At 66.3% G+C, this 23,608-nt stretch carries 23 protein-coding genes; 1 reads left to right on the top strand and 22 read right to left on the bottom strand.

Going from position 1 to position 23,608, the window contains the following annotated elements:
- Positions 1-20: 20 nt before the first annotated feature.
- The 22 genes from ACG00X_RS08790 to ACG00X_RS08685 all read right to left on the bottom strand — a co-directional run bounded on the left by ACG00X_RS08790 (position 21) and on the right by ACG00X_RS08685 (position 22,388).
- Complete coding sequence (locus ACG00X_RS08790) at positions 21-1,160, bottom strand: glycosyltransferase (protein WP_394487735.1); 1,140 nt, start codon at positions 1,158-1,160, stop codon at positions 21-23.
- Positions 1,161-1,165: 5 nt separating this feature from the next.
- The gene (locus tag ACG00X_RS08785; protein ID WP_394487734.1) at positions 1,166-2,254 is read right to left on the bottom strand and encodes a glycosyltransferase family 4 protein; all 1,089 of its coding nucleotides are present in this window, start codon (positions 2,252-2,254) and stop codon (positions 1,166-1,168) included.
- Complete coding sequence (locus tag ACG00X_RS08780; protein WP_394487733.1) at positions 2,251-3,705, bottom strand: O-antigen polymerase; 1,455 nt, start codon at positions 3,703-3,705, stop codon at positions 2,251-2,253. Before ACG00X_RS08780 ends, ACG00X_RS08785 begins: the two co-directional genes overlap by 4 nt.
- A 57-nt stretch (positions 3,706-3,762) precedes the next feature.
- On the bottom strand, positions 3,763-4,188 hold the full coding sequence (locus ACG00X_RS08775; protein ID WP_394487732.1) for an HAD hydrolase-like protein: 426 nt from the start codon (positions 4,186-4,188) through the stop codon (positions 3,763-3,765).
- Positions 4,185-4,673 carry an adenylyltransferase/cytidyltransferase family protein gene (locus ACG00X_RS08770; RefSeq protein WP_394487731.1) on the bottom strand — a complete coding sequence of 163 codons (489 nt, stop codon included), beginning with the start codon at positions 4,671-4,673 and terminating at the stop codon, positions 4,185-4,187. Before ACG00X_RS08770 ends, ACG00X_RS08775 begins: the two co-directional genes overlap by 4 nt.
- Positions 4,670-5,683: an ADP-glyceromanno-heptose 6-epimerase gene (gene rfaD, locus ACG00X_RS08765; RefSeq protein WP_394487729.1), complete on the bottom strand. Its 1,014-nt coding sequence runs from the start codon at positions 5,681-5,683 to the stop codon at positions 4,670-4,672. The genes ACG00X_RS08770 and rfaD overlap by 4 nt, the downstream gene beginning before the upstream one ends.
- Positions 5,680-6,612, bottom strand: a complete 933-nt coding sequence (gene rfaE1, locus ACG00X_RS08760; RefSeq protein WP_394487727.1) for a D-glycero-beta-D-manno-heptose-7-phosphate kinase — start codon at positions 6,610-6,612, stop codon at positions 5,680-5,682. Before rfaE1 ends, rfaD begins: the two co-directional genes overlap by 4 nt.
- Positions 6,609-7,199 carry a D-sedoheptulose-7-phosphate isomerase gene (locus ACG00X_RS08755; protein WP_394487726.1) on the bottom strand — a complete coding sequence of 197 codons (591 nt, stop codon included), beginning with the start codon at positions 7,197-7,199 and terminating at the stop codon, positions 6,609-6,611. The genes rfaE1 and ACG00X_RS08755 overlap by 4 nt, the downstream gene beginning before the upstream one ends.
- 42 nt (positions 7,200-7,241) lie before the next feature.
- The gene (locus tag ACG00X_RS08750) at positions 7,242-8,441 is read right to left on the bottom strand and encodes a glycosyltransferase family 9 protein (protein WP_394487724.1); all 1,200 of its coding nucleotides are present in this window, start codon (positions 8,439-8,441) and stop codon (positions 7,242-7,244) included.
- Between the two features lie 43 nt (positions 8,442-8,484).
- Positions 8,485-9,717, bottom strand: a complete 1,233-nt coding sequence (locus ACG00X_RS08745) for a hypothetical protein (RefSeq protein ID WP_394487723.1) — start codon at positions 9,715-9,717, stop codon at positions 8,485-8,487.
- On the bottom strand, positions 9,714-10,016 hold the full coding sequence (locus ACG00X_RS08740) for an acyltransferase (RefSeq protein WP_394487781.1): 303 nt from the start codon (positions 10,014-10,016) through the stop codon (positions 9,714-9,716). The genes ACG00X_RS08745 and ACG00X_RS08740 overlap by 4 nt, the downstream gene beginning before the upstream one ends.
- A 344-nt stretch (positions 10,017-10,360) precedes the next feature.
- Positions 10,361-11,389, bottom strand: a complete 1,029-nt coding sequence (locus ACG00X_RS08735) for a glycosyltransferase family 2 protein (protein ID WP_394487722.1) — start codon at positions 11,387-11,389, stop codon at positions 10,361-10,363.
- A complete protein-coding gene (locus ACG00X_RS08730; protein WP_394487721.1) occupies positions 11,386-12,648 on the bottom strand; it encodes a lipopolysaccharide biosynthesis protein in 1,263 nt (420 codons plus the stop codon). The genes ACG00X_RS08735 and ACG00X_RS08730 overlap by 4 nt, the downstream gene beginning before the upstream one ends.
- The gene (locus ACG00X_RS08725; protein WP_394487720.1) at positions 12,648-13,679 is read right to left on the bottom strand and encodes a GDP-mannose 4,6-dehydratase; all 1,032 of its coding nucleotides are present in this window, start codon (positions 13,677-13,679) and stop codon (positions 12,648-12,650) included. Before ACG00X_RS08725 ends, ACG00X_RS08730 begins: the two co-directional genes overlap by 1 nt.
- A gap of 46 nt (positions 13,680-13,725) precedes the next feature.
- Complete coding sequence (locus tag ACG00X_RS08720; RefSeq protein WP_394487719.1) at positions 13,726-14,628, bottom strand: NAD-dependent epimerase/dehydratase family protein; 903 nt, start codon at positions 14,626-14,628, stop codon at positions 13,726-13,728.
- A 16-nt stretch (positions 14,629-14,644) separates the two neighbouring features.
- Positions 14,645-15,997 carry a lipopolysaccharide biosynthesis protein RfbH gene (rfbH, locus tag ACG00X_RS08715; RefSeq protein WP_394487718.1) on the bottom strand — a complete coding sequence of 451 codons (1,353 nt, stop codon included), beginning with the start codon at positions 15,995-15,997 and terminating at the stop codon, positions 14,645-14,647.
- Positions 15,994-17,058, bottom strand: a complete 1,065-nt coding sequence (gene rfbG, locus ACG00X_RS08710; RefSeq protein WP_394487717.1) for a CDP-glucose 4,6-dehydratase — start codon at positions 17,056-17,058, stop codon at positions 15,994-15,996. The genes rfbH and rfbG overlap by 4 nt, the downstream gene beginning before the upstream one ends.
- Before the next feature lie 7 nt (positions 17,059-17,065).
- A complete protein-coding gene (rfbF, locus tag ACG00X_RS08705) occupies positions 17,066-17,839 on the bottom strand; it encodes a glucose-1-phosphate cytidylyltransferase (protein WP_394487716.1) in 774 nt (257 codons plus the stop codon).
- Positions 17,840-17,887: 48 nt separating this feature from the next.
- On the bottom strand, positions 17,888-18,889 hold the full coding sequence (locus ACG00X_RS08700; protein ID WP_394487714.1) for an FAD-binding oxidoreductase: 1,002 nt from the start codon (positions 18,887-18,889) through the stop codon (positions 17,888-17,890).
- Between the two features lie 38 nt (positions 18,890-18,927).
- On the bottom strand, positions 18,928-19,284 hold the full coding sequence (locus ACG00X_RS08695; protein WP_394487713.1) for a MarR family EPS-associated transcriptional regulator: 357 nt from the start codon (positions 19,282-19,284) through the stop codon (positions 18,928-18,930).
- A 56-nt stretch (positions 19,285-19,340) separates the two neighbouring features.
- On the bottom strand, positions 19,341-20,480 hold the full coding sequence (locus ACG00X_RS08690) for a GumC family protein (RefSeq protein WP_394487712.1): 1,140 nt from the start codon (positions 20,478-20,480) through the stop codon (positions 19,341-19,343).
- Positions 20,481-20,489: 9 nt separating this feature from the next.
- The gene (locus tag ACG00X_RS08685; RefSeq protein WP_394487711.1) at positions 20,490-22,388 is read right to left on the bottom strand and encodes an SLBB domain-containing protein; all 1,899 of its coding nucleotides are present in this window, start codon (positions 22,386-22,388) and stop codon (positions 20,490-20,492) included.
- 131 nt (positions 22,389-22,519) lie between these two features.
- On the opposite strand from ACG00X_RS08685, the gene ACG00X_RS08680 reads away from it, so the two are divergent.
- On the top strand, positions 22,520-23,596 hold the full coding sequence (locus ACG00X_RS08680; protein WP_394487710.1) for an MraY family glycosyltransferase: 1,077 nt from the start codon (positions 22,520-22,522) through the stop codon (positions 23,594-23,596).
- Positions 23,597-23,608: the final 12 nt, after the last annotated feature.

Here is a 23,608-nt window from a genome sequence, read left to right as displayed (position 1 = left end):
GCGGCGCCCTGCGGCGCCGCTCAGCCGGGTTGGCCCAGCACTTGGCGATAGACCGCCAGCGTCTGCTCGACCATGCGGTCCGCGGTGAAGTGGGTCTCGAAGCGGCGCCGCCCGGCGTCCCCGTACTGGCGGGCCAGGACCGGATCGTCCAGCAGTCGGTTGATCGCGTCGGCCAAGGCCCGGGGCTGCAGTATCGGCACGTTCAGGCCGCTCTCACCGTGGGCGTTGACCCACGGCACGCCGGAGCCGGCGATGTCCGTGCTGACGATGGGCAGCCCTGCCACCATCGCCTCGAGCAGTACCATACCGAAGGCTTCGGCGCGGTTGGTCGAGGGCAGGCAGAACATTGTCGCCTCGGCCATGTACGCGGCGACTTCCAGGTCCGACAGGCGGCCGGTGAAGACGATGCGGCCCTCGAGCCCGAGGTGGCGCACCTGCTCGCGATGGCTGTCCAGCAGTTCCCCGCCTCCGCCGACGACGACCAGCGCCCCGCGTCGCAATTCGCGGCTCGCCTCGGTCAGCACGTCGAAGCCCTTGTAGGTGGCCATGCGACCGATCGAGAAGATCAGTGGACGCTCGCCGTGACGCGCGCGCAGCGCGCGGCGGGCGTCGCTGAGCGCCTGCTGCGGATGCAGCAGGCGATCGGCCTGGATGCCGAGCGGCACCACATGCACCTTGTCGCTGTAAGGGCGCAGCCACGGGGAGTGCGCCGCATACGGCGGGGAGGTCGCGATGATCGCGTCGGCGCGCCTGAGCATCCATTGCTGGAGCGGCTCATAGAGCTTGAGCGCGCGGGCCTGGTTGATGATGTCGCTATGCCAGTGCAGCACGATGCGGGCCCTGGGCGGCACGAGTCGCAGCGCCACATTGGCCATGGGGTTGGGCAGGTGGACGTGCACGATGTCGTGCTGTCCGCGCATGCGCGCCAGCTCCGTGATCAGGCCCGGAGCCATCGAGGTCGACAACAGCTTGGCGTACGAGGCTGCCCGCGACACGCGCACCGGGCCGTAGGTGTCACGCACCGCGCGGCGTTCGGTGTTGGCGCACAGGACATCCGTTGGCACGCCGCGTGCGATCAGTCCCTCAGCCAGCTCGTAGGTGGCGGTTTCGATGCCGCCGAAGACCGGCGGATAGAACTTCGTGAATTGGAGCGTCTTCAAGATGGTCAGCGTTCGATGAACCGGAACTCGGCCAGCGCGTCGCGCAGGCGTTCGGCGGCATGGTCCCAGGAAAAAGCATCGGCGCGGGTCAGGCCCCGGGAGACGAGCGCCTGGCGTCGCGCTGGATCGTCCAGCAGGGCCACGATGGCGGCGATCATCGCCGAAGGGTCCAGGGGATCGAAGTAATCGGCGGCGTCGCCGCAGACCTCGGGAATCGACGAGGCCCGCGACGCGACGACCGGGCAGCCGCAGCGCATCGCCTCCAGCGGCGGGATGCCGAAGCCCTCGTACAGCGAGGGGAACACGAACGCCGCCGCCGCCTCGTACAGCGCGCGCAATTGGCCATCTGGCACCGGGCCGGCCCAGCGTACGTTGGGATGGTCCGCTACGGGCCCGTCGGCGCGGAACACGTCCCGGTTGACCGCGCCAACGATCACCAGCGGCAGGCGATCGGCCAGCGCCGAGGTCGCGTAGGCCTTGATCAGCCGGCCGAAGTTTTTGGTCGGATTGAGGCTGCCGACCGCGAGCAGGAAGCCGCGCGGAGACAGCTGCAGCCGCTCCAACACCGACGTGTCGGCCAGTTGGGCGGTGATGTGCTCGGCGGAATTGGGTACCACGCGAAAGGTGGTGCGCGGCAGATGCGGCGCCAGGTCACGTGCCGACGATTCGGAGACCGTCAGGACCAGGGGCGAACGCCTGGCGCGCCGCGCGAACAGCAGTCGGTACCAGGTGACGAAGGGCCGCGAGTAGGCCTGCGGATAGCGGTAGACGGCTGCATCGTGGATGGTGGGCAAGCAGTCGCCCGCGAAGAACGGCGCCGAGCCCGACAGACACAGTAGCGTGCCGCCTCTGGCACGGCGTGGCAGCTCCAGTTGCTCCCACGCGGTGAGCGACCTCCCGGGCATGCCGATCACGCGCTGGCGGATCACTTGCAGGCCCTCAATGGGCGTGGCGGCGGGCGGCAGCAGCAGTTCGACGTCCTGACCGCACGGCGTCGACTGCAGGCTGCGATCCAGGGCGGTGACCACGCCGCGCGCGAAGCGCTGGACACCGGTCGTGCGTTGGGCGAGGAACTTGCCGTTGAGGTGGATCACGGGGAGAAACGTCGGCGCTTCAGGGCACCGAAGAACAGGAGGATCTGGTACAGCACGGCGTTCAGCGCGGTCGTGTAGAGCAGCGCACCGGTGAAGTTGCTGTGCACGCCTTCGTTGAACAAGGCCATCGGGAAGGTGAACATCGAGAGCGCCCACACGCTGGGCACCAGGCGGTCCGCTGCGATGGCGCGTTCGAGCTGCCGCGAGAAGAATCCCACCAGCGCGCCCGACAGGATCACGCCCGCCAGCGCCAGGTTCAGGTAGCCCTCGACGATGATGGACGGGAAGATGTTGACGCCGTCGGCGAAGGCGCCGGGGTGCGTTTGCGAGGTCACCAGCGCGGCGGTCAGCAGCGGCTTGCCTTCCCACAGACTGCGCGGGATCGAGTGCATGAACGCGTACGCATAGGAGCCGCCATGGAGGTCGGGCAGCACGCCTGCCTGATGCAGGTCGAGCGCGATCACCATCTCGGGCAGCATGTCCAGGCGCTGAAGGAACAGGTCGCTGACCAGCGTCGGTTCCTGGGCCAGCGCGGAGGCAGCCTCCACATAGGCGGCTGCGGAGCCGACCTCGATGTTGCGCGCGTATCCGAACATCACGACCACCAGCACCAGCGGCACACCGATGAGCGCGACGCGGCCCAGCGAGATCGGATGACGGTAGCGGTGATACAGGAAGGCGGTCCACAGCACCACCATCACCAGCGACAGCCGACTCGTGGACAGCACGGCCTCGACCAAGTAGGCCGCGAGCGCAAGCGCCATCACGGTCCAGCCGCGGTTGTTCTTGAATGCGTTGAACAGGAGCGCTAGCAGGACCACGTTGCCGACCGCAGGAATCCGGTAGAGGTAGGCCGCGCCGGTGTTCTGCGTCGCCGCTGCGACCTCAAGCGCGTCACCGCCGCCGGCCGAAGCCAGCAGCACGATTCCCAGCAGCTTGAAACCTGCGTAGATGACCAGCAAGGTCCATTCGGCGCCGCGCGGGATCTCCGCCTCGAAGCGCACCAGCGCACGGGCCGGCTCCCGCGCTCGGAGGCTGGCATCGGTCCACGCATAGACGCCGCCATAGGTGATCAGGAACAGCGTGCACAGCCACAGCGCCTTGATCAGGGTGGGCGTCACTGAGTCCTTGCCGGCCATGTCCAAGGCCTTGAGCACAAAATAGAACAGGAAGGTCACCAGCAGCCAGAAGGTCGGCGAGAACAAGAAGCGTTCGGCGCGGCTGTACAGAGCGCGCACCGCGAACATCGTCGAGCAAAGCGCGCCGAGTGCCACCGCCAGGTCCGTGTCGATCGGATCGCCACCCAGGCCGACGATCTGCGTCAGCATCGTCGCCACCAAAAGCACCGACGCCAGCAGCAGAGAGGCGCCGTGCAGAATGACACGGTGCGCGAGTCCGCCGTGGACTGGCAGCCGGGGCGCGTCAGCGGCAGTGTGCTCGAGGTGGGGCATGGCGGCGGTTCTCTTGAGGCTCTTCTGATCCTGAGGGGCTGGACCGGGGCAGTCGTTTCAGACCTGCGCGGCCAGCAAGTGGTCGACGCAGTGGGCAAGCGACGTGAAGGCCCCATCGGCCCCGACCGCCTCCTCGTCCGCGCCGCCGGTGGGAGCCTCCACATTGTTCGACGCCACAAGGTAGGCACGGCCGACGCCGGCGGCTCGCGCCGCCGCAATGTCCGACGGCTTGTCGCCGACCATCATCGATTCGGTGAGGGGCAGCCCATGCTCGCGCGCTGCGCGCAGCAGCAAGCCGGGCGCGGGCTTGCGGCAGTCGCAGTCCAGCGTGAGCGCCGCGACACGGCCCGACGGATGATGTGAGCGGTGATAGACGGCGGCCAGCGGCGCGCCGGGCACGAATTCGGAGTCCTCCCAGCAGTGCACGTACGCACGATCCTGGTTGATCACCCCATCGCGGTCCAGGAACGCGGCGCGCTTCATACGCCGTTCCCCCGGATGCGGCGTACCAGCGAGGTCGTGGAATAGCCGTCGACGAACGGAATGGCCAGCGAGCGGCCGCCCCAGGACCGCACCACGGTGGTTTCCTCGAGCGACTCCATGTCGTAATCACCGCCCTTTACGTAGATGTCGGCACGTACGCGGCGCAGCAGCGAGACCGGCGTGCGCTCGTCAAAGAACACAACCAGCGACACTGACGACAGGCCCGCCAGCACGAACGCGCGGTCCAGTTCCGCGTTCAGCGGCCGGTCCGGTCCCTTGCCAAGTTGGCGAGCTGATGCATCGCTGTTGAGCCCCAGCACCAGCGATCCGCCCAGGTCGCGTGCGGCCTGGAGGTAGCTGACGTGCCCGCGGTGCAGGATGTCGAACACCCCGTTGGTGAACACGATCGGGCCGGGCAGCTCGGCCACGCGGGCCTCGATCGTGGCGTCGTCCAGAACGATCTTGTCCAGCAGCGCCTGGGTCATACGCTCCCCGTCGGGTCCGACTCGCTGGCATGCAGCCAGCGCACGTAGCGGTCCACGCCCGCCGACACGTCGGTGAAGACATGGTCGCAGCCCACCGCGCGCAGCCGGCTCAGGTCGGCCTGTGTGTGGCACTGGTACTTGCCCACGAGGGCCTGGGGGAAGTCGATGTACTCGACCAGACCGTCGCGCACGAGGTCGGCCATCGGACGGGTGGGCTCGCCACGCAGCGACAGCGCTGCATTGACGCTGGCCAGCGCCACGTCGTTGAACGGCTGGGCGCGGCCGGTGCCCAGGTTGAAGATGCCGCGTGCTTCAGGATGCTGCAGGAACCAGAGCTTGACCGCGACTAGGTCGTCAACGAAGACAAAGTCGCGCTCCTGCTGGCCGGGGCCGTAACCGCGGTATTCGCTGAAGAGCCTGACTTGGCCGTTGGCCTTGAACTGCTGGTAGTGGTGGTAAGCCACCGAGGCCATGCGGCCCTTGTGCTGCTCGCGCGGGCCGTAGACATTGAAGTAGCGGAAGCCCGCCACCTGATGCGGGGCGCTCGGCAGCATGCGGCGAACGACGTTGTCGAACAGCAGCTTGGAGTAGCCGTAGACATTCAGCGGCCGCTCGAACTCGGGTTCCTCGCGGAAGGTCTCGCTGGCGCCGTAGGTGGCGGCGGAGGACGCGTACAGCAGCCGGGTGCCCTGCGCCATGCAGGCGTCCAGCAGCGTCTTGGAGCACCGGTAGTTGGTCTCCATCATGAAGCGGCCGTCGTGCTCCATGGTGTCGGAGCAGGCGCCCTCGTGCATGACCGCCTCGACGCGGCCGAACTCGCCGCGCGCGAACCGCTCGTAGAACTCGTTCTTGTCGAAGTAATCGGAGATCCGCGCGCCGAGCAGGTTGCGGTATTTGGGGCCGTCGCTCAGGTCGTCGACGGCGATGACGTCGACGATGCCCAGGGCATTGAGCCCGCGGACGATGTTGGCGCCAATGAAACCGGCGGCGCCGGTGACCACGACTTTCATGCGAACAGCTCCTCGTAACTGACTGTGGCGGTGCCGAACTTGCCCACCACGATGCCCCCGGCGCGATTGGCCACGGGCACCGCCTCGCGCAGCGACATGCCGCAGCCGAGCATGGCGGCGAGCGTGGCGATCACGGTGTCGCCCGCACCGGTGACGTCGAACACCTCGCGGGCCCGGGCCGCCACGTTCAGCGGTTCGGCGGCGCCGTCGAAGAGGCTCATACCCTCTTCGGAACGCGTCAGCAGCAGCGCGTCCAAGCGCAGTTCCTCGCGCAGGCGCGTCGCGCGCTCGATCAGATCGGCCTCGTCGCGCCAGCGCCCGATCACCTGGATCAGCTCGGCGCGGTTGGGCGTGATCACGGTGGCGCCGGCGTAACGCGAATAGTCGCTTCCCTTCGGGTCGACCAGCACCGGCTTGCCGGCCTGGCGGGCCAGTCCGATCATGCGCGGAATATGGGTCAGGCCGCCCTTGCCGTAGTCGCTGAACAGCACCACGTCGCAGCCGGCCAGCGCGACCTCGAAGTCCGACAGCATGCGGGCCAGCACCTCGTGGTCCGGCGTGCTTTCGAAGTCCACGCGCAGCAATTGCTGGGACTGTCCGATCACCCGCAGTTTGACGATTGTCGTCAGTTGGGCATCGCGGCCCAGCAGCGCCGAAATGCCCTCGCGCTCGAGCAGCGATTGCAGCGTGGCGGCCGGCGCGTCGTCGCCGACCACCGTCAGCAGCGTCGACGCAGCGCCCAGACGGCTGACGTTGAGCGCGACGTTGGCGGCGCCGCCCAGGCGGTCTTCCTCGCGACGCACGCTTACCACCGGCACCGGGGCCTCGGGCGAGATGCGGTCGACGGAGCCGAACCAGTAGCGGTCCAGCATCGCGTCGCCGACCACCAGCACGCGGCAGGCGGCGAGTCGCTCGCGGCTCGGCGTCATGCGAAGTCCTCGGGCAGCGGCGCCAGGCCGAGCTGCTGCTCGACGGCGCCGCAGATCGTGTGGCCGATCAGGATGTGCGCCTCCTGGATGCGCGCGGTGACGCGGTCCGGCACGACGATGGCGTGATCGCAGAGCGCGGCCAGCTTTCCGCCGTCGCGACCGAGCAGGCCGATGGTGGTGATCCCGGCGGCGCGGGCCACTTCCACGGCGCGGATGATGTTCCCGGAGTTGCCCGACGTGGAGATGCCGATCAGGCAGTCGCCCGCGCGGCCCAGACCGGCCACCTGGCGCGAGAAGACTTCCGCGAAGCTGTAGTCGTTGCCGATGCAGGTCAGCGCCGAGGTGTCGGTGCTCAGCGCCATCGCGGCCAGCGGCTTGCGGTCCTCGATGAAGCGGCCGGTAAACTCGGCGGCAATGTGCTGGCTGTCGGCGGCCGAGCCGCCGTTGCCGCAGACCATTAGCTTGCCGCCGTGGCGCAAGCTTGCAGTGACGAGGCGCGCGGCGGCCATGACGCTGTCGTCGAGGTCGGCGAGGCGGTTGAACAGGGCCAGATGCTGGGTTAGGTTGTGTTGGAAGAGTGTGTTCATCTTGACACTTGGCGGGGTGAGAGGGCTCGCGTCAATGCGCGATCAGGCCGCCGGAACGGCGGCTGGCGCGGCCAGCAACGCGTCGCACGCGGCCTGGACGGTGGAGGGAGCCAGTTCGCGCAAGCAGGCCATCGTCGAGCAGCCGCCGTTGCGATAGCAGGGAGCGCAGGGAACGGCCTGCATCAACACCACGGCCCGTGGGCTGGCCGGGCGCCACAGGTGCAGGTTTGTCATGCCATGGCCGGTGACCACGGCCGGCGTATCGACCGCCGCGGCGATGTGCGCGGCCACCGAGTCGCTGGCCACCAGCAGGCTGGCATGCGCGATGATTTCGACGAATTCGTTCCATTTGAGGCGATCACACAGGTCCAGGGTGTCGGGCACCTCGCGGCGGAAGCGCTCGATCTTCTCCTTCTCGCGGGTGCCGGTGCCGGTGAGCACCAGTCGCCGGCCCTGCGCTAGGAACTGGCGCGCCAGCATGGCCCAGGACGACTCCGGCCAGTCCTTGAGCGCGGAGCCTGAGCCCAGGTGCAGCACAACATAGTTCCCGGGCCCGATGATTTTCTCAAGGTCCACCGGTGAGCGGGGAATGTTGGGAACGGCCAGTTCGGCACGGGCCGTGCCAATGCCGGGAATCCGGCGGACCAGGTCCAGGTGGAAATCGACGATGGAGCGTCGGCTGGCGGCCATGTCGATATCCAGTGACTCCGTCAGCAGCGGGCCCAGGCCGGCGCTGGTGTATCCGATGCGAGTGGGGATGCCGGCCTGCCACAGCAGCGCGGCCGAGTTCGGGAAGTAGAAGTAGAGATCAAGGGCGACGTCATAGTCGCGCGCCCGGATCTCTCGCAGCGCCTGGCGACGGGTGCGCCACCAGTGCTGGATCTTGGCCCGTGTCGACAGCGCCGCGCGGTTCAGGCGCCAGTGATCCAGGCGATGCACCCAGTCGACCAGCTGATGGTTCTTCACCACCGGTCCGGCCCAGCCGCCCACCAGCATGCCGATGCGGGCGTCCGGGTACGCGGCCTTGATCACGGGAAGGATGGCCGTGGACAGCACGATGTCGCCCAGATGCGCGCCGTTGGCGATCAGGATGCGGCGCACCGGCCGCGGCGAGGGCGCGCAACGCGGAACGAGCGCGCGCAGCAGCGCGTCCACGCTGCGGAAGAGCAGGTTGAAGCCGCGGTGCCGCATGAAGTAGCGGCCGCGCTGCGGCGCGAGGGGCTGGCGATCGTCGCTGGTCATCGAGACGGTGGAGCGGGAAGGGCGGGCCGATGGGAGCGCCGGATCAGCGCGGACGCTGCAGCAGGAAGCGGTGGTTCTCCATGCGGCCCAGGAAGCTGAACAGCTTGACCAGTTGCGCATAGCGGCGGAAGCCCAGCAGCTTCAGCATCCAGCGCATCGCGCGGCTGACGGTGCGGAGCTTGCCGTCCATGTCGGAGACCGTGGCCTTCGAGTAGTTGGCCGCGGCGGCGGCGCTGCGGTCGAGCAGGGCGCCGTCGCGCAGCGCGGCATAGAACACGCCGGCGCTGGAGAAGGGACGCTGCACCGGCGTCGCCTTCACGAACTCGCGGTACAGGCGGCGCTGGGCCTTGGAGACCGGCGTGCCGTCGTCGAAGCGCGCGAAGCCGTAGGGAATCTGGATGAGCGTGTCGTAGCCGTTGGCCTTGACGGCGGCGCGGTAGTCGGCGGCGAAGTCGGTCAGCAGGCCGTCGGTGTAGGCGCCCTGGGCTTCCTTGGGCACGTATTTGTTGAGCGCGGTGCCCTTGAAGTCGAAGCCGGAGAAGTGGAAGAAGATCAGCGCGTTGCGGCCGGCGCGGTACTCGCCGTCCACGCGCGTCAGCGGGCGCTCGATCAGGTTCCAGTGGGAAACGTTCGCGCCGTAGTGTTCGATGATGACGAGGTCGTCGCGGAAATAGACCGGCGCGTAGTCCATCCACTTCTGGTCGGTGTGCAGACCGTCGACATGGTCGGCGTAGCAGTATTCGCGCAGGCGCGCGTCCCACCAATCCAGCACCAGCGGCATCGCCGGCGTGCGGCGGATCGCGCAGTAGCCGAGGTTGAAGATGCCTTCCCACAAGTGATGGAACTCGGGATACGGATTGCCGTCCGCGACGTCGCAGTCGAGCAGGTGCGGCGCCAGGTAGAGCGTCTTGGTCGGTGTGTCCGCGGTGATCGGGTCGAGGCGGCTGTACAGGCGCGTGTCCGGGTCCATATAGTGGACCAGCTCGGTGTCCGCCTCGGTGGCGAAGATGTGCTTGAACGTCGCCGGCTTGAACGAGGTGCAGAACTCGGTTACGTCGTACTTGAACGCCATGTCGTCGAAGGTGCCGGCGGGCAGCGTGTCGCGGGCGTCCAGCAGTCGATGGCCGGGATGCTCGTAGTTCAGCGCGATGCCGTCGATGCCATCGGCCACGCAGACGGTGAACCGCGCCTCGGGATGGTGACGGGCGACCGACTGGCCCAGCGTCAGCGCGAGGCTCAGGTAGTTCTTGGCGGTGATGGTGAAGATGTGGATCATGGCGTGATCGACGGGGCGGGACGCTCGCCGGGGGACAGGGTTTTGAGGTGGCGGGCGGGCACGCCGCCGACGATGGTGTAGGGGGGCACGTCGCGGGTCACGACCGCGTTGGCGCCGACGATGGCGTGGCGGCCGATGCGCACGCCCGGCAGGATGCACACGCCTTCGCCGATCCAGGCACCGTCCTCGATGACGACCGGCCCCTTGGAGAACACTTTGCGCGCGGAGGGCGCGACCTCGATATCGTGATAGTCCGGCGCGCCGTGGCTGTGGTCGGAGATGTAGACCCGGCTGGCCATCAGCACATCGTTGCCGATGCTGATGCGGTCGACGCAGCCGATGTGGCAGTCGTAGTTGATGCTGACCCGGTCGCCGATGGTGATGCGCGGGGTGAAGTGCTTGTCCAGGTGGCGGTCGAAGGCCTCGATGCGCAGGCCGGGGAATGAGTCGAATCCGGCGCCGATGTGGATGTGGCGACCGCCCACGATCACGCGCGGCGCGCGGATGAGCGCCCCCGGCCCGCAGGCGGCGAAGCGGCCCGCATGCCAGCGCGAGGCGGCACGCTCCCAGGACCGGCCCAGGCGCGCGGACACGCGCGACAGGAAGTGGGTCAGCGGATGCATCGTAGACCGTCGCTGGAGGGTCAGGCGAAGACCGAGCGCTTGAAGAGCTTGCCCTTCAGGCGCATCAGCCCTTCCACGACGGTGTTGGGCAGTAGCGCGACAGGCAGTAGGAAGACCCATGCGAGCGGCTCCCACCACGTGAAGCGCAGGAGCGATTGCAGCTCTTGCAGGTTCAGCGCACGGCGCTGGGCGCCGCCGCGCCGGATCATCAGCACCATTGGCGGCAGCGCGCGCCGGATGATGCCGAGCTTGATCCGACGCATCGCGCGTGGGTCCAGCCCCAGGGCCGGCGCATCGCGGGTCAGCAGGCTCAGCAGGCTGTAGCCGAACGCGTGGAAGACCCGGAAGCTGCCGCCGTACTCGCCGCGCGCGGCCAGCAGCTGCTCCGAGGTGATCACGCAGGGGCGGCCACGCTCCGCTGCCAACAGCCGGAACAGGATGTGGGTCAGGTAGATGTCCGAGCCGATGAACGACTCCGGCGCCGGCACGTTCTGCCAGGCCTGACGATCGACGAAGAACGAGGAGATGAATGTCGACCACACGCCGATCGTGGTCAGCAGCTCGTTGGGATCACGCGTCACGAGCGGCTGCGACAGCGGCACCAGCGGCGGCAATTTCGCGCTCGGGTCGTAGGTGCCCTGGAACGAGCCGCCGTTGACGAAGCAGAAGAGCAGGTCGGGCGTGGTCTGCACGAGCTCGCGCAGCCGGGTCAGCGCGCCGGTCAGAAGCAGGTCGTCGTCGGACATCAGCAGGAGGTAGCGGCCCGTGGCCAGGTGCGAGACCGCGTGGATGTTGCCGTCGATGCCTACGTTGCTGGCGTTGCGGCCGAAGCGCACCGCCTTCCCTGTGCGCTCGCTGAAAGCGGCGACGACCTCGGGCGTGTTGTCGGTGGACGCGTTGTCGGAGACGACGACCTCCAACCAGTCCTCGAAGATCTCCGGATGGGTGCTCAGGCGCGCGAGCGTGTCCTCGAGACGGCGCGATCGGTTGTAGGTTGGGATCGCGATCGAGATGATCGGACGGACGGTCGGGGTCGTGTCAGAGGTCATGGCAGCGCGGGAACAGGGCGGGTCTGCTGAAGGAAACGCATGGGCAGGATCCACGCGGCGGTGAGCATGAAAGAGGCGCACAGGCCGAGCATCACCCCGATCGCGCCGAAGCGGTGGCCCAGGAAGATCTGCGCGCCGATGCTGATCGCCGCCTGGAACGGGATGTAGCCATTGAGCAGCGCTAGGCGGCCTGCGCTCATGTGAGCCAGCGCGAAGGTGTCGCACCACACGCGCAGCACCAGGTACAGCGCCCAGGCGCCGAGCAAGGTGCTCGACATGGTGAAGTCATGACGCCCGGTGATCAACGCGAAGATGGGCTCCTTGAGCGCCAGGATTGCGGCTGAGGGCAGCAGCACGACGCCCATGCCCACGATCAGCAGTCGCGCGATCCGCTGACGCACTAGGCGGGGTTCGCCCTGATAGTGGGCGTCTGACAGGCCGGTCCAGGACGTCGCCACCAGGACCGCGTGCACCGACAGCAGCACGGCGAAGACCTTGCCGGCCAAGCTGTACTCGACCACGTCCGGACCAGTGAGCATGCGGGCCATGACGATGTAATCCACCGACAGCGTTGCTGCGGCGAGGAAGGCCAGCAGCAGGAACGAGCGGCTACGGCGCAGCACCTCGAGCAGCAGCGCCAGGTCGACACCCCGAGATGGTCGCGCCTGGGCTACCCGCGCCATCAGCACGAAGGACAGCACTGCGGGCAGCGCGAAGCTCAGCGCGGCCCAATCCAGGCCGCCGCGGCCGGAAGCCTGGAAGATCAGCAGCAGCACCGTCGTGGCCAGCGCCTGGACACCCGGCATCACGTTGGGCCAGAAGCTGCGGTGCAGCGCGAACAGCACCTGGTTGGCCACCATGCCCAGCCCGTTGAGGCTCAGGCCGAAACACATCAGCGCGATGCCTGTCACCGACAGGCCGCCGTAGCCCGACAGCACGGTGTGACGCAGCGCCTCGCCCAGCGGCCAACTGAATACGCCGAAGGCCAGCGCGCCGAGCGCGGCGGCGTTCACCACGTTCTGGCGCAGGACATCGAAGTCCTCACCCTTGGCGCGGCGCTCGGCGATCTCGTTCTGCGCCGTGTTGGGCAGCCCGAGGTTGACTAGGTTCACCCACGGGCCCAGCGAGATGACGATGGCATAGGCTGCGTAGTCGGGCACCGCCATGATGGACAGCAGCAGCCGCGTGTTCAGTAGCCCGCAGGCCACGACCACGAGGCGAGCCAGCCAGCCGGCCAGGACAGCGGTTCTCGAACTCATCAGGCGGCGGCGAGCATGCTGGAGGTCCACGCCAGCATGCGCGAGACGCCCTGCTGTGCGCTGACCTGCGGCTTCCACCCGGTAAGCCGCTCCATCTTGCCGATGTCCGCGACGAACACGCGCTGATCGCTCTCGCGCGGGGGCAGCTTGGTGTACTGCAGCGGCTGGCCGATCTCGGCTTCCAGCAGCCCGAACAACTCCAGCAGGGACAGGCTGTTGGCGATGCCGCCACCGATGTTGAAGGCCTGGCCGGCAGCGGCGTCGGCGTGCTTCAGCGTGCTGAAGTACAGAGAGATCATGTCCTCGCCGTGCAGTACGTCGCGCACTTGCTTGCCGTTGCCGGAGATCGTGAATGGCGCCTGGCGCAGGCCGGCACGCGTTTCCGCGGCCATCTGGCAGAACCAGCCGATCCAGCCCTGGTCCGCAGTCGCGAACTGGCGGCCGCCGTACATCGACGAGTGGCGGAACACCACGGTTTTCAGGCCGAAGATGCGGTGGTAGTCGCGCAGGTACTGATCTGCCGAACCCTTGGAGCAACCGTAGGGCGAGTGGAAGTCCAGCGGCGTCTGTTCGTCGAAGCCATCGGGCTGGTCGACGCAGACGTAGCGGGTGTCTGTCTCGCGGTACTGGTACTGCTCCAGGTCGCCGTAGACCTTGTTGGTCGACGAATAGATCACGACCGCTTCCGGCGCATGCGCGCGCACGGCTTCCAGCAAGTTCAGCGTGCCCAGCGCGTTGACCTCGAAGTCCATGCGCGGATCCGCAATCGATGTGGTCATCGCGACCTGGCCCGCCAGATGGAAGATTGCGTCGGGCTTCACCCGCGCGATCGCACGCTGCACGTCATTGGCATTGCGGACGTCGCCGTGCACGAACTCGAAGTTGCCCTGGTCGCGCAGCCACTGCAGATTGCTTTGCGAGCCGTGGCGATAGAGGCTGTCGAACACGCACAGCTCGATGCCTTGAGACAGGGCGTGGGCCGCCAGGTTTGAGCCCAGGAAGCCGCAGCCGCCGGTGATCAGGAGTTTCATGGGTGAGTTTCGCTCAGTGGATTCGAAGATCGAGGGGCGGGGCGGCTCAGCGCTCCGGATCGGACGCCGCGCCCATGCGCGCCAGGCCGTCGGCGAGCGACACCTTGTGCGACCAGCCCAGGCCGCGTAGTCGCGCCGTTTCGGCCACGCACAGCATGGCCTCGTTGGCGCGATACGGGACCGCGCCGAAGTCCAGCGACGTGGACGCGCCGGTCACCGCCTTGGCGAGCTCGACGAAGGCACGCATCGTGACGGCTTCGCCGGAGCCGACGTCGATCGCGTCACTCGCGGCGAAGTCCTCTCTCCGCTCGAGGATGCGGTCATACGCGCGCACGACATCGTCGATGTGGATGAAGTCGCGGCGCTGCTCGCCGGGTGTCAGCGCCAGCCGCGGCTCGTTGCGCCGGCAGGCCTCGATGACGTGCGTGGTGAACTTGGAGCGGTCGTCGCCGGGACCGTACATCTGCTGCAAGCGCAGGTCGATGAAGCGCAGCCGTTGCGGCGAGGACGCGGCCAGCGCGGCGCCCCAGGCCGAGAACTGGGTCTTGCTCAGCGCGTACAGGCTGACCTCGGGCGCCAGCACCGTGCCGGTGTTCAGCACGCTGACAGGCGTGCCCTCGCGGCTCGTGCCGTCCAGCACGGCCTGCAGCAGGGCGGTGCCCAGCACGAGGTTGGTGCTCATCACGTCCAGCGCGTTCTCCCCCTTGCGGCCGTACGAGCAGGCCGTGTGCACGATGGCCTCCGGCGCCGCCTCGCGGACCGCGGCGGCCACCTCCCCGGGGGTGGTCGCGCGAAGCACGCGGACCGCGGTCCCGTCGAGCAGGCCTTCTAGCCGCTCCAGCCGGGAACTGGGCCGCGCCAGCAGGGTCAGCGCATGGCCGCGTCCGGCCCAGTAACAGGCCAGCGCGCTGCCGAGGAAGCCGCCGGGGCCGGTCAGGAGGATGCGCATCCTGGTCGTGTCCGGATCAGAAGTTCACGCCGAAGAACTCGTCCAGCTTGCCGGCGATGTAGTCCAGTTGCTCCTGGCCCAGCGCCGGGAAGGTGCCCAGCCAGAAGGTCTGGTTCATCACGACGTCGGTGTTGGTGAGATCGCCACTGACGCGGTAGTTGCGACCTGCCATGTAGGGCTGCTTCGTCAGATTGCCGGCGAACAGCAGGCGCGTGGCGATCTTGTTCTCCTCCAGGAAGTCGATCAGGTCCGCGCGCTTTACGCCGGCGCTGTCCTTGACGATCAGCGGGAAGCCGAACCACGAGGGCTCGGAATTGGGCGTCGCTTCCGGCAGGTGCAGGAAATCCGCCACGCCGGCCAGCTTGGCCTTCAGGTAGGCGAAGTTGGCGCGGCGCTTGGCGATGAATTCCTCGACGCGGTCCATCTGCGCCAGCGCGCAGGCAGCCTGCATGTCCGAGATCTTCAGGTTGTAGCCCAGGTGGCTGTACGTGTACTTGTGGTCGTAGCCGTCCGGCAGGTCGCCGCCCAGCTGTTCCTTGGTCCAGCAGAAGCGCTTGTCGCAGGTGTTGTCTTTGCCGGGCGGGCAGTAGCAGTCGCGGCCCCAGTCGCGGAAGGACTCGGCGATCAGCTTCAGCTCGGCGTTGTTGGTGAACACTGCGCCGCCTTCGCCCATGGTGATGTGGTGGGCCGGGTAGAAGCTCAGCGTGCCGATGTCGCCGAAGGTGCCGACCATCTGGCCGTTGTAGGTCGCACCCAGTGCGTCGCAGCAGTCCTCGACCAGCCACAGCTTGTACTTCTTGCACAGCGCCGTCACCACGTCCAGGTTGAACGGATTGCCCAGGCTGTGGGCCAGCATGATGGCCTTGGTCTTGGGCGTGATGGCCGCCTCGATCTTGCTGGCATCGATGTTGTGCGTGGCCAGGTCGACGTCAACAAACACCGGCACGGCACCAAACTGCACGATCGGGTTGACGGTGGTTGGGAAGCCGGCCGCCACGCCGATGACCTCGTCGCCCTCCTTGATCGCGCGCTCGCCCAGCTTGGGGCTGGTCAGCGCCGAGAAGGCCACCAGGTTGGCCGACGAGCCGGAGTTCACCGTGATCAGGTACTTCACGCCCAGGAAGGCAGCCAGGCGCTGTTCAAACATGGCGTTGAATCGGCCGGTGGTGAGCCAGCCGTCCAGCGAGGCGTCGACCATCATCTTCAGTTCACCGGCGCCGATCACCTTGCCCGAGACCGGCACGGCGCTCTGGCCGGGCACGAAGGGCTTGGGGGCGTAGGCGATGTCGGCGTATTGCTGGACCAGCTCGCTGATCTGGCTGCGCAGCTTGTCGAGCTGCGGCTGGAAGTTGACGGTGGAGGTGGTCATACGTCGGATCGGTATTGAGAGATTTGATTCAGGCAGAGGGCGCGCATGTCCTGGCCAGAAAGCCAGGCCTGATGCCAGTCGGTGATGTGCTTGAGCGCTGTATCGAGCGACCAGCGCGGTGCCCATTGCAGACGCTGACGCGCCTTGGAGATGTCCAGCTTCAGGAAGCTGGCTTCGTGGGGATGGTTGCCTGGCTGCAGCGTCCAGGAAGCGCCATCGCCCCAGGACTCGCATAGGTGCTCGACGATCCATTGCACGGGGCGGGCGTCCTCGTCGCGCGGGCCGAAGTTCCAGCCCTCGGCGTCGGCCTGGCCGTGCGTGTACAGGCGCTCGGCCAGCAACAGATAGCCCGACAGCGGCTCCAGCACGTGCTGCCACGGGCGGATCGCGTGCGGGTTGCGGATCAGCACCGGCTGCTTGTCCTGCAGTGCGCGCAGGATGTCCGGCAGCAGCCGGTCCAGCGCCCAGTCGCCGCCGCCGATGACGTTGCCGGCGCGGGCCGTGGCCATCGCGATGCCGGCATCCTTCAGGAAGGACTTGCGGTAGGCCGAACTGACCAGTTCAGCGCAGCCCTTGCTGTTGGAGTAGGGGTCGTGGCCGCCCATGGGCTCGTCTTCGCGGTAGCCCCAGACCCACTCGCGGTTCTCGTAGCACTTGTCCGTCGTGACGTTGACGATGGCCTTGACCGAGCCGGCGTGGCGTGCCGCCTCGAGCACGTGCACGGTGCCCATCACGTTGGTGGCGTAGGTCTCGATTGGCTGGTGATAGGACAGCCGCACCAGCGGCTGGGCCGCCATGTGGATGACTATCTCCGGTTGAAACTCGTCCATCTGCGCGTTCACCGCAGCGAAGTCGCGGATGTCGGCGATGCGGTGCTCCATGCCGTCGGCCACGCAGGCGACGTCGAACAGTGCCGGCTCGGTGGGCGGGGCCAGGGCCACGCCGCGCAGGTTTGCGCCCATGGACTGCAGCCACAAACTCAGCCAGCTGCCCTTGAAGCCGGTGTGGCCAGTCAGCAGGACGCGCTTGCCGCGCCAGAACTCGGGATTGGTCTGCTGCATGGTCGGGTCAGTCCCACTGCTTCCACGGTGCCTTGCCGGATGCCCACAGCTCTTCCAGCAAGTGCTTGTCGCGCAGCGTGTCCATCGGTTGCCAGAAACCTTGATGCTCGCAGGCCATTAGCTGGCCGTCGGCCGCCAGGCCCTGCAGCGGCTCCTGTTCCCAGATGTCCGCGTCGCTGGAGAGATAGTCCAGCACGCGCGGCGAGAGCACAAAGAAGCCGCCGTTGATCATGGCGCCGTCGCCTTTGGGCTTCTCCTTAAAGCTCTTCACCTGACGGTCGTGGATGTCCAGCGCGCCGAAACGGCCCGGCGGATACGTGGCGGTGAGGGTCGCGGCCTTGCCGTGGCTCTTGTGGAAGTCAATCGTCGCGCCGATGTCGATGTCGCCGACGCCGTCGCCGTACGTGAAGCAGAAGGCCTCCTCGTTGCGCACGTAGTCCGCCACGCGGCGCAGGCGGCCGCCGGTCATGGACTCGTCACCGGTGTCCACCAGCGTGACGCTCCATGGCTCGGCGCGCTTGTGATGGACTTCCATGCGATTGCTGCGCATGTCGAAGGTGACGTCGGACATGTGCAGGAAGTAGTTGGCGAAGTACTCCTTGATGACGTAGCCCTTGTAGCCGCAGCAGATCACGAAGTCGTTCACGCCGTGATGCGAGTACATCTTGAGGATGTGCCACAGGATCGGCTTGCCGCCGATCTCGACCATCGGCTTTGGACGGGTGGCCGTCTCTTCGCTCAGTCGGGTGCCGAGGCCGCCGGCCAGGATCACTGCTTTCATGGGGAAGGTCCTATCGGATCGGGATCGTTGGATCGAGAAGATTGACGGTCAGGTCGCGGCCGAGCACACAAAGGCGTCGGAATGGAATTGGCGCTCGGGCAGCCCGGCTGCATGCAGCTTTGCCTGTGCGCCGTGGATCATGGCGTCGGAGCCGCAGGCGTAGACCAGCGTGTCCGCCAGATCGGGGTGCTGGCGCAGCATCACGTCTTGTACATGGCCGCGCTCGCCCGTCCAACCATCCGTAGCGCGTGAAAGCACCGGGACGAAACGGAAGGCGGTGAGCGAGTCAAAACCGCCTGGCTGCCAGTAGAGATCCTCGCGATGACGGCCGCCCCAGTAGACGGTCACGCTACGCGGCTGGGCCTCCGCCGAATGCGTCGCGAGACCTTCGAGGATGGCCTTCACCGGCGCGATACCCGTGCCCGTTGCCAGTAGCACCAGATCCTTGCCCGTCTGGCCGCGCAGGAAGAAGGTGCCCAACGGTCCGCGCAAGCGTAACAGGTCGTTGGCTTCGGCATGTTGGAACCAGTAGCGGCTCATCGCACCGTCCGGCACCTCGCGGATGTGCAGCTCTATGAGTTTGTCTGCGCGCGGCGCATTGGCTACCGAGTAGCTGCGGCGCAGGCCTTCAGCGCCAATGACGTCGATGTACTGACCGGGTAGGAAGTCCAGCGCCGCGGTCGGCGGTAGGCGCAGCGTCACGCGTGCGACGTCGTGGGACAGTCGTTCGATAGACTGGATGCGGCAAGGCAGGGTCTTGGCCTCGGGCAGCACGACGTCGCCGAGATCGCCGATCTCGAGTTCGACGGGCCCGCAGGCTTCGCGCACGCAGGTGAGGATGAAGCCGTTGGCCTTGTCCTCGGCGCTCAGCCCCAGCTCGTCATGCTTGGCGACGGTCTCGCCGGAGCGCACGCGACCCTTGCACGAGCTGCAGCGGCCGGTGCGGCAGCTGTAATCCAGCACCACACCCTGGCGTAGCGCGGCGTCCAGCAGGGCTTCCCCGGCCTTGGCCTCATACGACTTGCCACTGCTGATGGTGACGATGTGCATCCCGGATTCCTACCTATGATTCTTTTTATGTACTTGTCTCAGGCGGCTTGGCCGCCATCGTCATCCGAAACCTCGTGTCGCAGCGCATCGATTTCCCGTTGGAGCTGCTCGAACTCCTGTTCTTTGATCGCCAAGAACTTACGGGCCATGCGCATTTTCGCGGCTGCGCCGCTCGGAGTCAGCAAGTAGGCATACGCCAGCTTGTTGTCCGCACGGCGGAAGTTGTTGACCTTTACCCAACCCCTGTCGATCACGGCTCGCATGCAGAAGTTGACCTTGCCGACGCTGACGCCCAGCCGCTTGGCGAGATCGCGCTGATTGCTGTCGGTTCTGGTTTCGAGCTGCCGCAACAAGGCGTAGTCAAGCTCGTTCTCAGGCTGGGTTGGATCCGTCAAAGGGCATTTGTTCAGGCGGTGAACAGATGCGACTTTAGCACGTCAAACTCGGTGGGCTATGCTGCGATCCCGTTGGCAGCCGGAACTCGACGCCGGCGCAGATCGCGACAGGCAAAAATGACGACCGACAGCAGCCCCGCCAACAGGGCTGAGCTGGCGGCGATCATGGAGCGTTTCGGTTTGCTTTTTCGTTCTGGTGGCACGGCGGGATCCAGAACCTGAACGAGGGTGCCGTCGCGGGCTTCATCCAGTTTTGCCACTTCAAACTGCTTGGCGAAGATGTCGAACAACGCCTCCTGATATTTGAATTCCCGGAACGCAGACACGTAGTCCTGACTCGTGGGCGAATTTGTCGGCTGCTCCAATTGCGCGAGCTGAGTGCGCAAGCTGCCAAGTACGGATGCCTGCTGTTGTACTTCCGGTGCGTTCTCCGTCAAAGTCTTACGCAGCATGGCCATTCGGATTTCAGCGGCTGAGATTTCTGCTTTTGTGCGGGCGTAAGACTCAGCTGCCGCCCTCGGTTCACTCTTAAGCGCGCCGGATGTGAAGCCAGTCTTTTGTACGCGCAGTTGAGCGTTCAGCAGATCTTGCTTGGTCTGCTTCAACTGCTGTTCAAAGAAGCTGCGTCGCTGCTGCGCCTCAGTCAATGCCATGTTGTTGCTCACCCAGCGCAATTCCTCTGCATAGGCGTTGGCAATCTGCGCGGCGCGCTCAGCAGTTTTGTCGTCAACCTCGACGGTGATGAGGCCGTCCTTTTTTCCGGCGCTGATGCGCACATTGCTGCCGAGTGCTTTCAGCGCGTCAACGCGATACTTTGCCTCGTACACGTCCATCAGCTTGAAGCGGTCGATCAGGCGGTTGCTGACGGTCTCGCTTTGCATGATGGCGACATATTGGTCAGCGGGGCTTTTAACGGCGCCGCCGCCAAATCCAGCGAGCGCGCCGAGCGAGGCTAAGGCTGCCGCTGCGGAATTTTGCTGCTGCTGTGGGCTGATGATGGACGTGCGGGCTGTGAACGTCGGCGGAAGCAATAGCGCAACGCCGTAGGCGAGGACGCCCGCTGAAATGGACAGGATGGCCGCCTTCAGCAAGTGTGGGCGAGTCGCCTCGTAGATTTCGCTTAGGCTGATCCCGTCTTGATCGACTTCTGCATAGGTTTGCATGCCCATCTCGGTCGGCTGGATTTCTGGTTGCATGCTTGTGGCTCAGTTCTTGATGGTCTTCAGTGCGGCAGCACCCAGCCCGAACTGATAGAGGATCTGCGTCCAGTCCTTCGCTTCTTGCATGAATGAGGTCTTGTTCATTTCTTCCGGTACGAAGACGGTGTCTCCGGGCAATGCTTTGGCATTGCGCATGGGTGAGCCGAAGCTGAGCCATCCGCCGCCGGTGCTTCGGGCGCTCAGTACCGAGCCATTGGCATGGATCACGAAGATGCTTTCTGTGTCGGCGCCACGTGTCGGGCCGCCGGCCAGTTGCAGGACGTCGTCAACGGAATCTTCGGATTTCAGCAAATAGCTGCCGCCGTTGAACACGCTGCCGAAGATGCCGACGGTGTTGGGGCGAGGCGGAATGTAGAGGCGATCACCATCTTCGATGGGCAGGCTGGGAAGGCTTGAGGCCGACACGCTCATGTCCAGAACGATCCGGCCCGTGGGGCGAATCGAGCGCAGGCGTTCGATGAGGCGGCTGGTGTTGATCTGACTTTGCGTCAGCGCCTGAGCGTTTTCTGCCGTCGTGACCTTTTGCGACGAGGTGTTGCGGGTGAAGTCGGTTTCCAGATCGCGCAGTGCGCGGTCGTATTGGACTTCCTGCACCTTGCGCACGCTTTCACGAGTGAACTCGGTGCCGAACACGAAAGCTTGGCTCGTAAAACCGCCGGCGGCCTGAACGGCGTCGGCAAGGGTGTTCGTTGGCGGCAGCACGTAGTCGCCAGGTCGGGCCACTTCGCCTTCAACGCGAATGCGTTTGTATTGCTTGGCCTGGGGCAGTGCGGCGGTCACGCCGTTGAAGGCGCGCAGCACGTCGCCATTGCCAACTTTCAGGCTGCCGTCTCGCGGCAGCTCGAGTTCAGCAACGCGACGGTCATTCCTGTCGCTCAGGCGTTCGATGGTGAGGCGCGTGGCGTCGGCAACCGTGGACAGCCCGCCGACGTAGGCGAGGGCGTCGTCGATGGAATCCGATGGCTTCAGTTCGACGATGGCCGGCTTGTTCACGCTGCCGATCACGGCCACCTGCGCGCCGACGGGGCCGATGTGGAGCACGTCGTCGGCCTGCAAGGGCAGGTCGCCGGTCTTGTCTCCATTGATCAACAGGTTGTAGAGGTCGAAGCGTCCGACGACGGCGCCGTTGCGGCGAAGTTCAATGTTGCGAAAACTGCCCGCTGCAGAGGGGCCGCCAGATTGGGCCAGGCCGGTCATCACCGTGGCCAGGCTGCTGACGGTGTAAGCCCCGGGCTTGGCGACAAACCCGGTGACGTAAAAGCGAATGCCCCGCAGGCGGCCGAGACCGGCGCTCAGCTGGAAGTTCTTGAACACCTGCCCGATGCGGCGGGTCAGGAGATCGTTCAACTCGGCTTGGCGGACGCCAGCGACCACGACGGGCCCGACGCGAGGGATGGTGATGCGGCCGGACCGGTCAACCGTCAGTCTCAGGTCTGCGTCGACGGAGCCCCACAGCGTCAACTGAATTTCGTCGCCCAAGCCGACGACGTAGTCAGGTGGCACCTGGCGATTGGCCTCGAGGTTGCCCGCGCTGGACGCAGACAGCATCAGGTCGCTGCCGAGCCGCTCGATGGGGGTGCCCGCCAGTTGGCTGGCGTAGGTTTCAAATTCGCTCGCCGTGGGTTTGGGTGGGAGGCCGGAGCGGGTGCGCCCGCTGCTGCTCACCTCGTCTCTGCCGGAGAGGCGCGTCGCCTCGTCTCTGTTGGATGCCCGCGACGGCTCGTCTGAGTTGGTCGCCGATCGCGTGCCGAGCCGGATGGGGCCAGTGCTTGCGGTGCCGCCGTCGTCGTCGAGCGTGTCTCCGGTGGCGTGGGCTTGGGTGAGGCCGCCCAGCAGGGTCGTGGCAATCAGGCCGGAAATTAGAGTCAGACGCAAATCGATCATTCGTAGGTGGTCCGCGTAAGGCTGGGCGGCAGCGACACTGGGCCCCAGGGAAACGGCGGCGAATTCTAGAGGCCAGCCGGTGGTGGCCGGCCCGGCTGATCATTAAACTTCGCCCAATGCTCTATCTACTCGTGTCGTTCTTCATCGCAGCGGCGGTGACCTTGCTGGTCATCCACTCGTCCCGAAGTCACGCGCATTTGTCTGCCGATGCGGACTTGTCCGGTCCGCAAAAGTTCCATGCCACACCGGTTCCTCGTATCGGCGGAGCGGGGATGTTTTCGGGGCTGTTGTGCTGCATCGGCGTGGCGGCCTTGATGAACAAGGCGGACTGGAAATTTGGGGCGCTGCTGCTCTTGTGCGGTTTGCCGGCTTTTGGTGCCGGGCTGGTGGAGGACTTGACCAAGCGGGTTTCCCCGGCCAAGCGCTTGCTGGCGACGGCGGTGTCTGCCGGCCTGGGCATCTGGCTGCTGGATGCCACGATCACGAAGACCGACGTTCCTGGCCTGGACTGGCTGGTGTCGACGGCGCTTGGCGCGTGGATCGCCACCGTCTTCACCGTCGCCGGGGTCGCCAATTCGGTCAACATCATCGATGGCTTCAACGGGCTGTCGTCCATGTGCGTCAGCCTGATGTTGTTGGTGATGGCCTATGTCGCCTACCAGGTGGGCGACATCCCGCTGGCGCTGTGGGCGCTGGCGGGTGTGGGGGCGGCCCTGGGCTTCTTCGTGTGGAACTTTCCAGCTGGCCTGATCTTCCTGGGAGATGGCGGCGCCTACTTCCTCGGGTTCTATCTCGCCGAGATCGGCATCTTGTTGATTGCGCGCAACCCCGAGGTGTCGCCGCTGTTCCCGCTGATGGTCTGCGTCTACCCGGTGTTCGAGACGCTGTTCTCGATGTACCGCCGCAAGGTGATCCGCGCCGTGCCGACCGGGCTACCGGATGGCATTCACCTGCACTCGCTGATCTACCGCCGCCTCATGCGCTGGGCGATTGGTGCCCGGGATGCGCGCGCCATGACGCGGCGCAATTCGATGACGGCGCCGTATCTGTGGATGCTGTGCGTGACCTCCCTGGTGCCAGCGCTGCTGTTTTGGAATTCGACGCCGCTGATGGCGGCCTGCATGGTGTTGTTTGGCGCGATCTATGTGGCGCTGTACCGCCGCATCGTCCGCTTCAGGACGCCCAAGTGGCTGGTCGTGACGCGCTGAAACCACGGTCGT

The sequence above is a fragment of the Pelomonas nitida genome (assembly GCF_043555975.1).
GTDB lineage: Bacteria > Pseudomonadota > Gammaproteobacteria > Burkholderiales > Burkholderiaceae_C > Pelomonas > Pelomonas nitida.
The sequence above is the reverse complement of the archived record's forward strand: the minus strand, read 5'-3'. Positions and strand labels throughout refer to the sequence as shown.

Bases quoted from the DNA above. Each gene is read 5' to 3' on its own strand.
- ACG00X_RS08780 (WP_394487733.1), bottom strand. From the start codon at position 3,705: ATGCCCCACCTCGAGCACACTGCCGCTGACGCGCCCCGGCTGCCAGTC.
- ACG00X_RS08775 (WP_394487732.1), bottom strand. From the start codon at position 4,188: ATGAAGCGCGCCGCGTTCCTGGACCGCGATGGGGTGATCAACCAGGAT.
- ACG00X_RS08770 (WP_394487731.1), bottom strand. From the start codon at position 4,673: ATGACCCAGGCGCTGCTGGACAAGATCGTTCTGGACGACGCCACGATC.
- rfaD (WP_394487729.1), bottom strand. From the start codon at position 5,683: ATGAAAGTCGTGGTCACCGGCGCCGCCGGTTTCATTGGCGCCAACATC.
- rfaE1 (WP_394487727.1), bottom strand. From the start codon at position 6,612: ATGACGCCGAGCCGCGAGCGACTCGCCGCCTGCCGCGTGCTGGTGGTC.
- ACG00X_RS08755 (WP_394487726.1), bottom strand. From the start codon at position 7,199: ATGAACACACTCTTCCAACACAACCTAACCCAGCATCTGGCCCTGTTC.
- ACG00X_RS08750 (WP_394487724.1), bottom strand. From the start codon at position 8,441: ATGACCAGCGACGATCGCCAGCCCCTCGCGCCGCAGCGCGGCCGCTAC.
- ACG00X_RS08745 (WP_394487723.1), bottom strand. From the start codon at position 9,717: ATGATCCACATCTTCACCATCACCGCCAAGAACTACCTGAGCCTCGCG.
- ACG00X_RS08740 (WP_394487781.1), bottom strand. From the start codon at position 10,016: ATGGCCAGCCGGGTCTACATCTCCGACCACAGCCACGGCGCGCCGGAC.
- ACG00X_RS08735 (WP_394487722.1), bottom strand. From the start codon at position 11,389: ATGACCTCTGACACGACCCCGACCGTCCGTCCGATCATCTCGATCGCG.
- ACG00X_RS08730 (WP_394487721.1), bottom strand. From the start codon at position 12,648: ATGAGTTCGAGAACCGCTGTCCTGGCCGGCTGGCTGGCTCGCCTCGTG.
- ACG00X_RS08725 (WP_394487720.1), bottom strand. From the start codon at position 13,679: ATGAAACTCCTGATCACCGGCGGCTGCGGCTTCCTGGGCTCAAACCTG.
- ACG00X_RS08720 (WP_394487719.1), bottom strand. From the start codon at position 14,628: ATGCGCATCCTCCTGACCGGCCCCGGCGGCTTCCTCGGCAGCGCGCTG.
- rfbH (WP_394487718.1), bottom strand. From the start codon at position 15,997: ATGACCACCTCCACCGTCAACTTCCAGCCGCAGCTCGACAAGCTGCGC.
- rfbG (WP_394487717.1), bottom strand. From the start codon at position 17,058: ATGCAGCAGACCAATCCCGAGTTCTGGCGCGGCAAGCGCGTCCTGCTG.
- rfbF (WP_394487716.1), bottom strand. From the start codon at position 17,839: ATGAAAGCAGTGATCCTGGCCGGCGGCCTCGGCACCCGACTGAGCGAA.
- ACG00X_RS08700 (WP_394487714.1), bottom strand. From the start codon at position 18,889: ATGCACATCGTCACCATCAGCAGTGGCAAGTCGTATGAGGCCAAGGCC.
- ACG00X_RS08690 (WP_394487712.1), bottom strand. From the start codon at position 20,480: ATGCAACCAGAAATCCAGCCGACCGAGATGGGCATGCAAACCTATGCA.
- ACG00X_RS08685 (WP_394487711.1), bottom strand. From the start codon at position 22,388: ATGATCGATTTGCGTCTGACTCTAATTTCCGGCCTGATTGCCACGACC.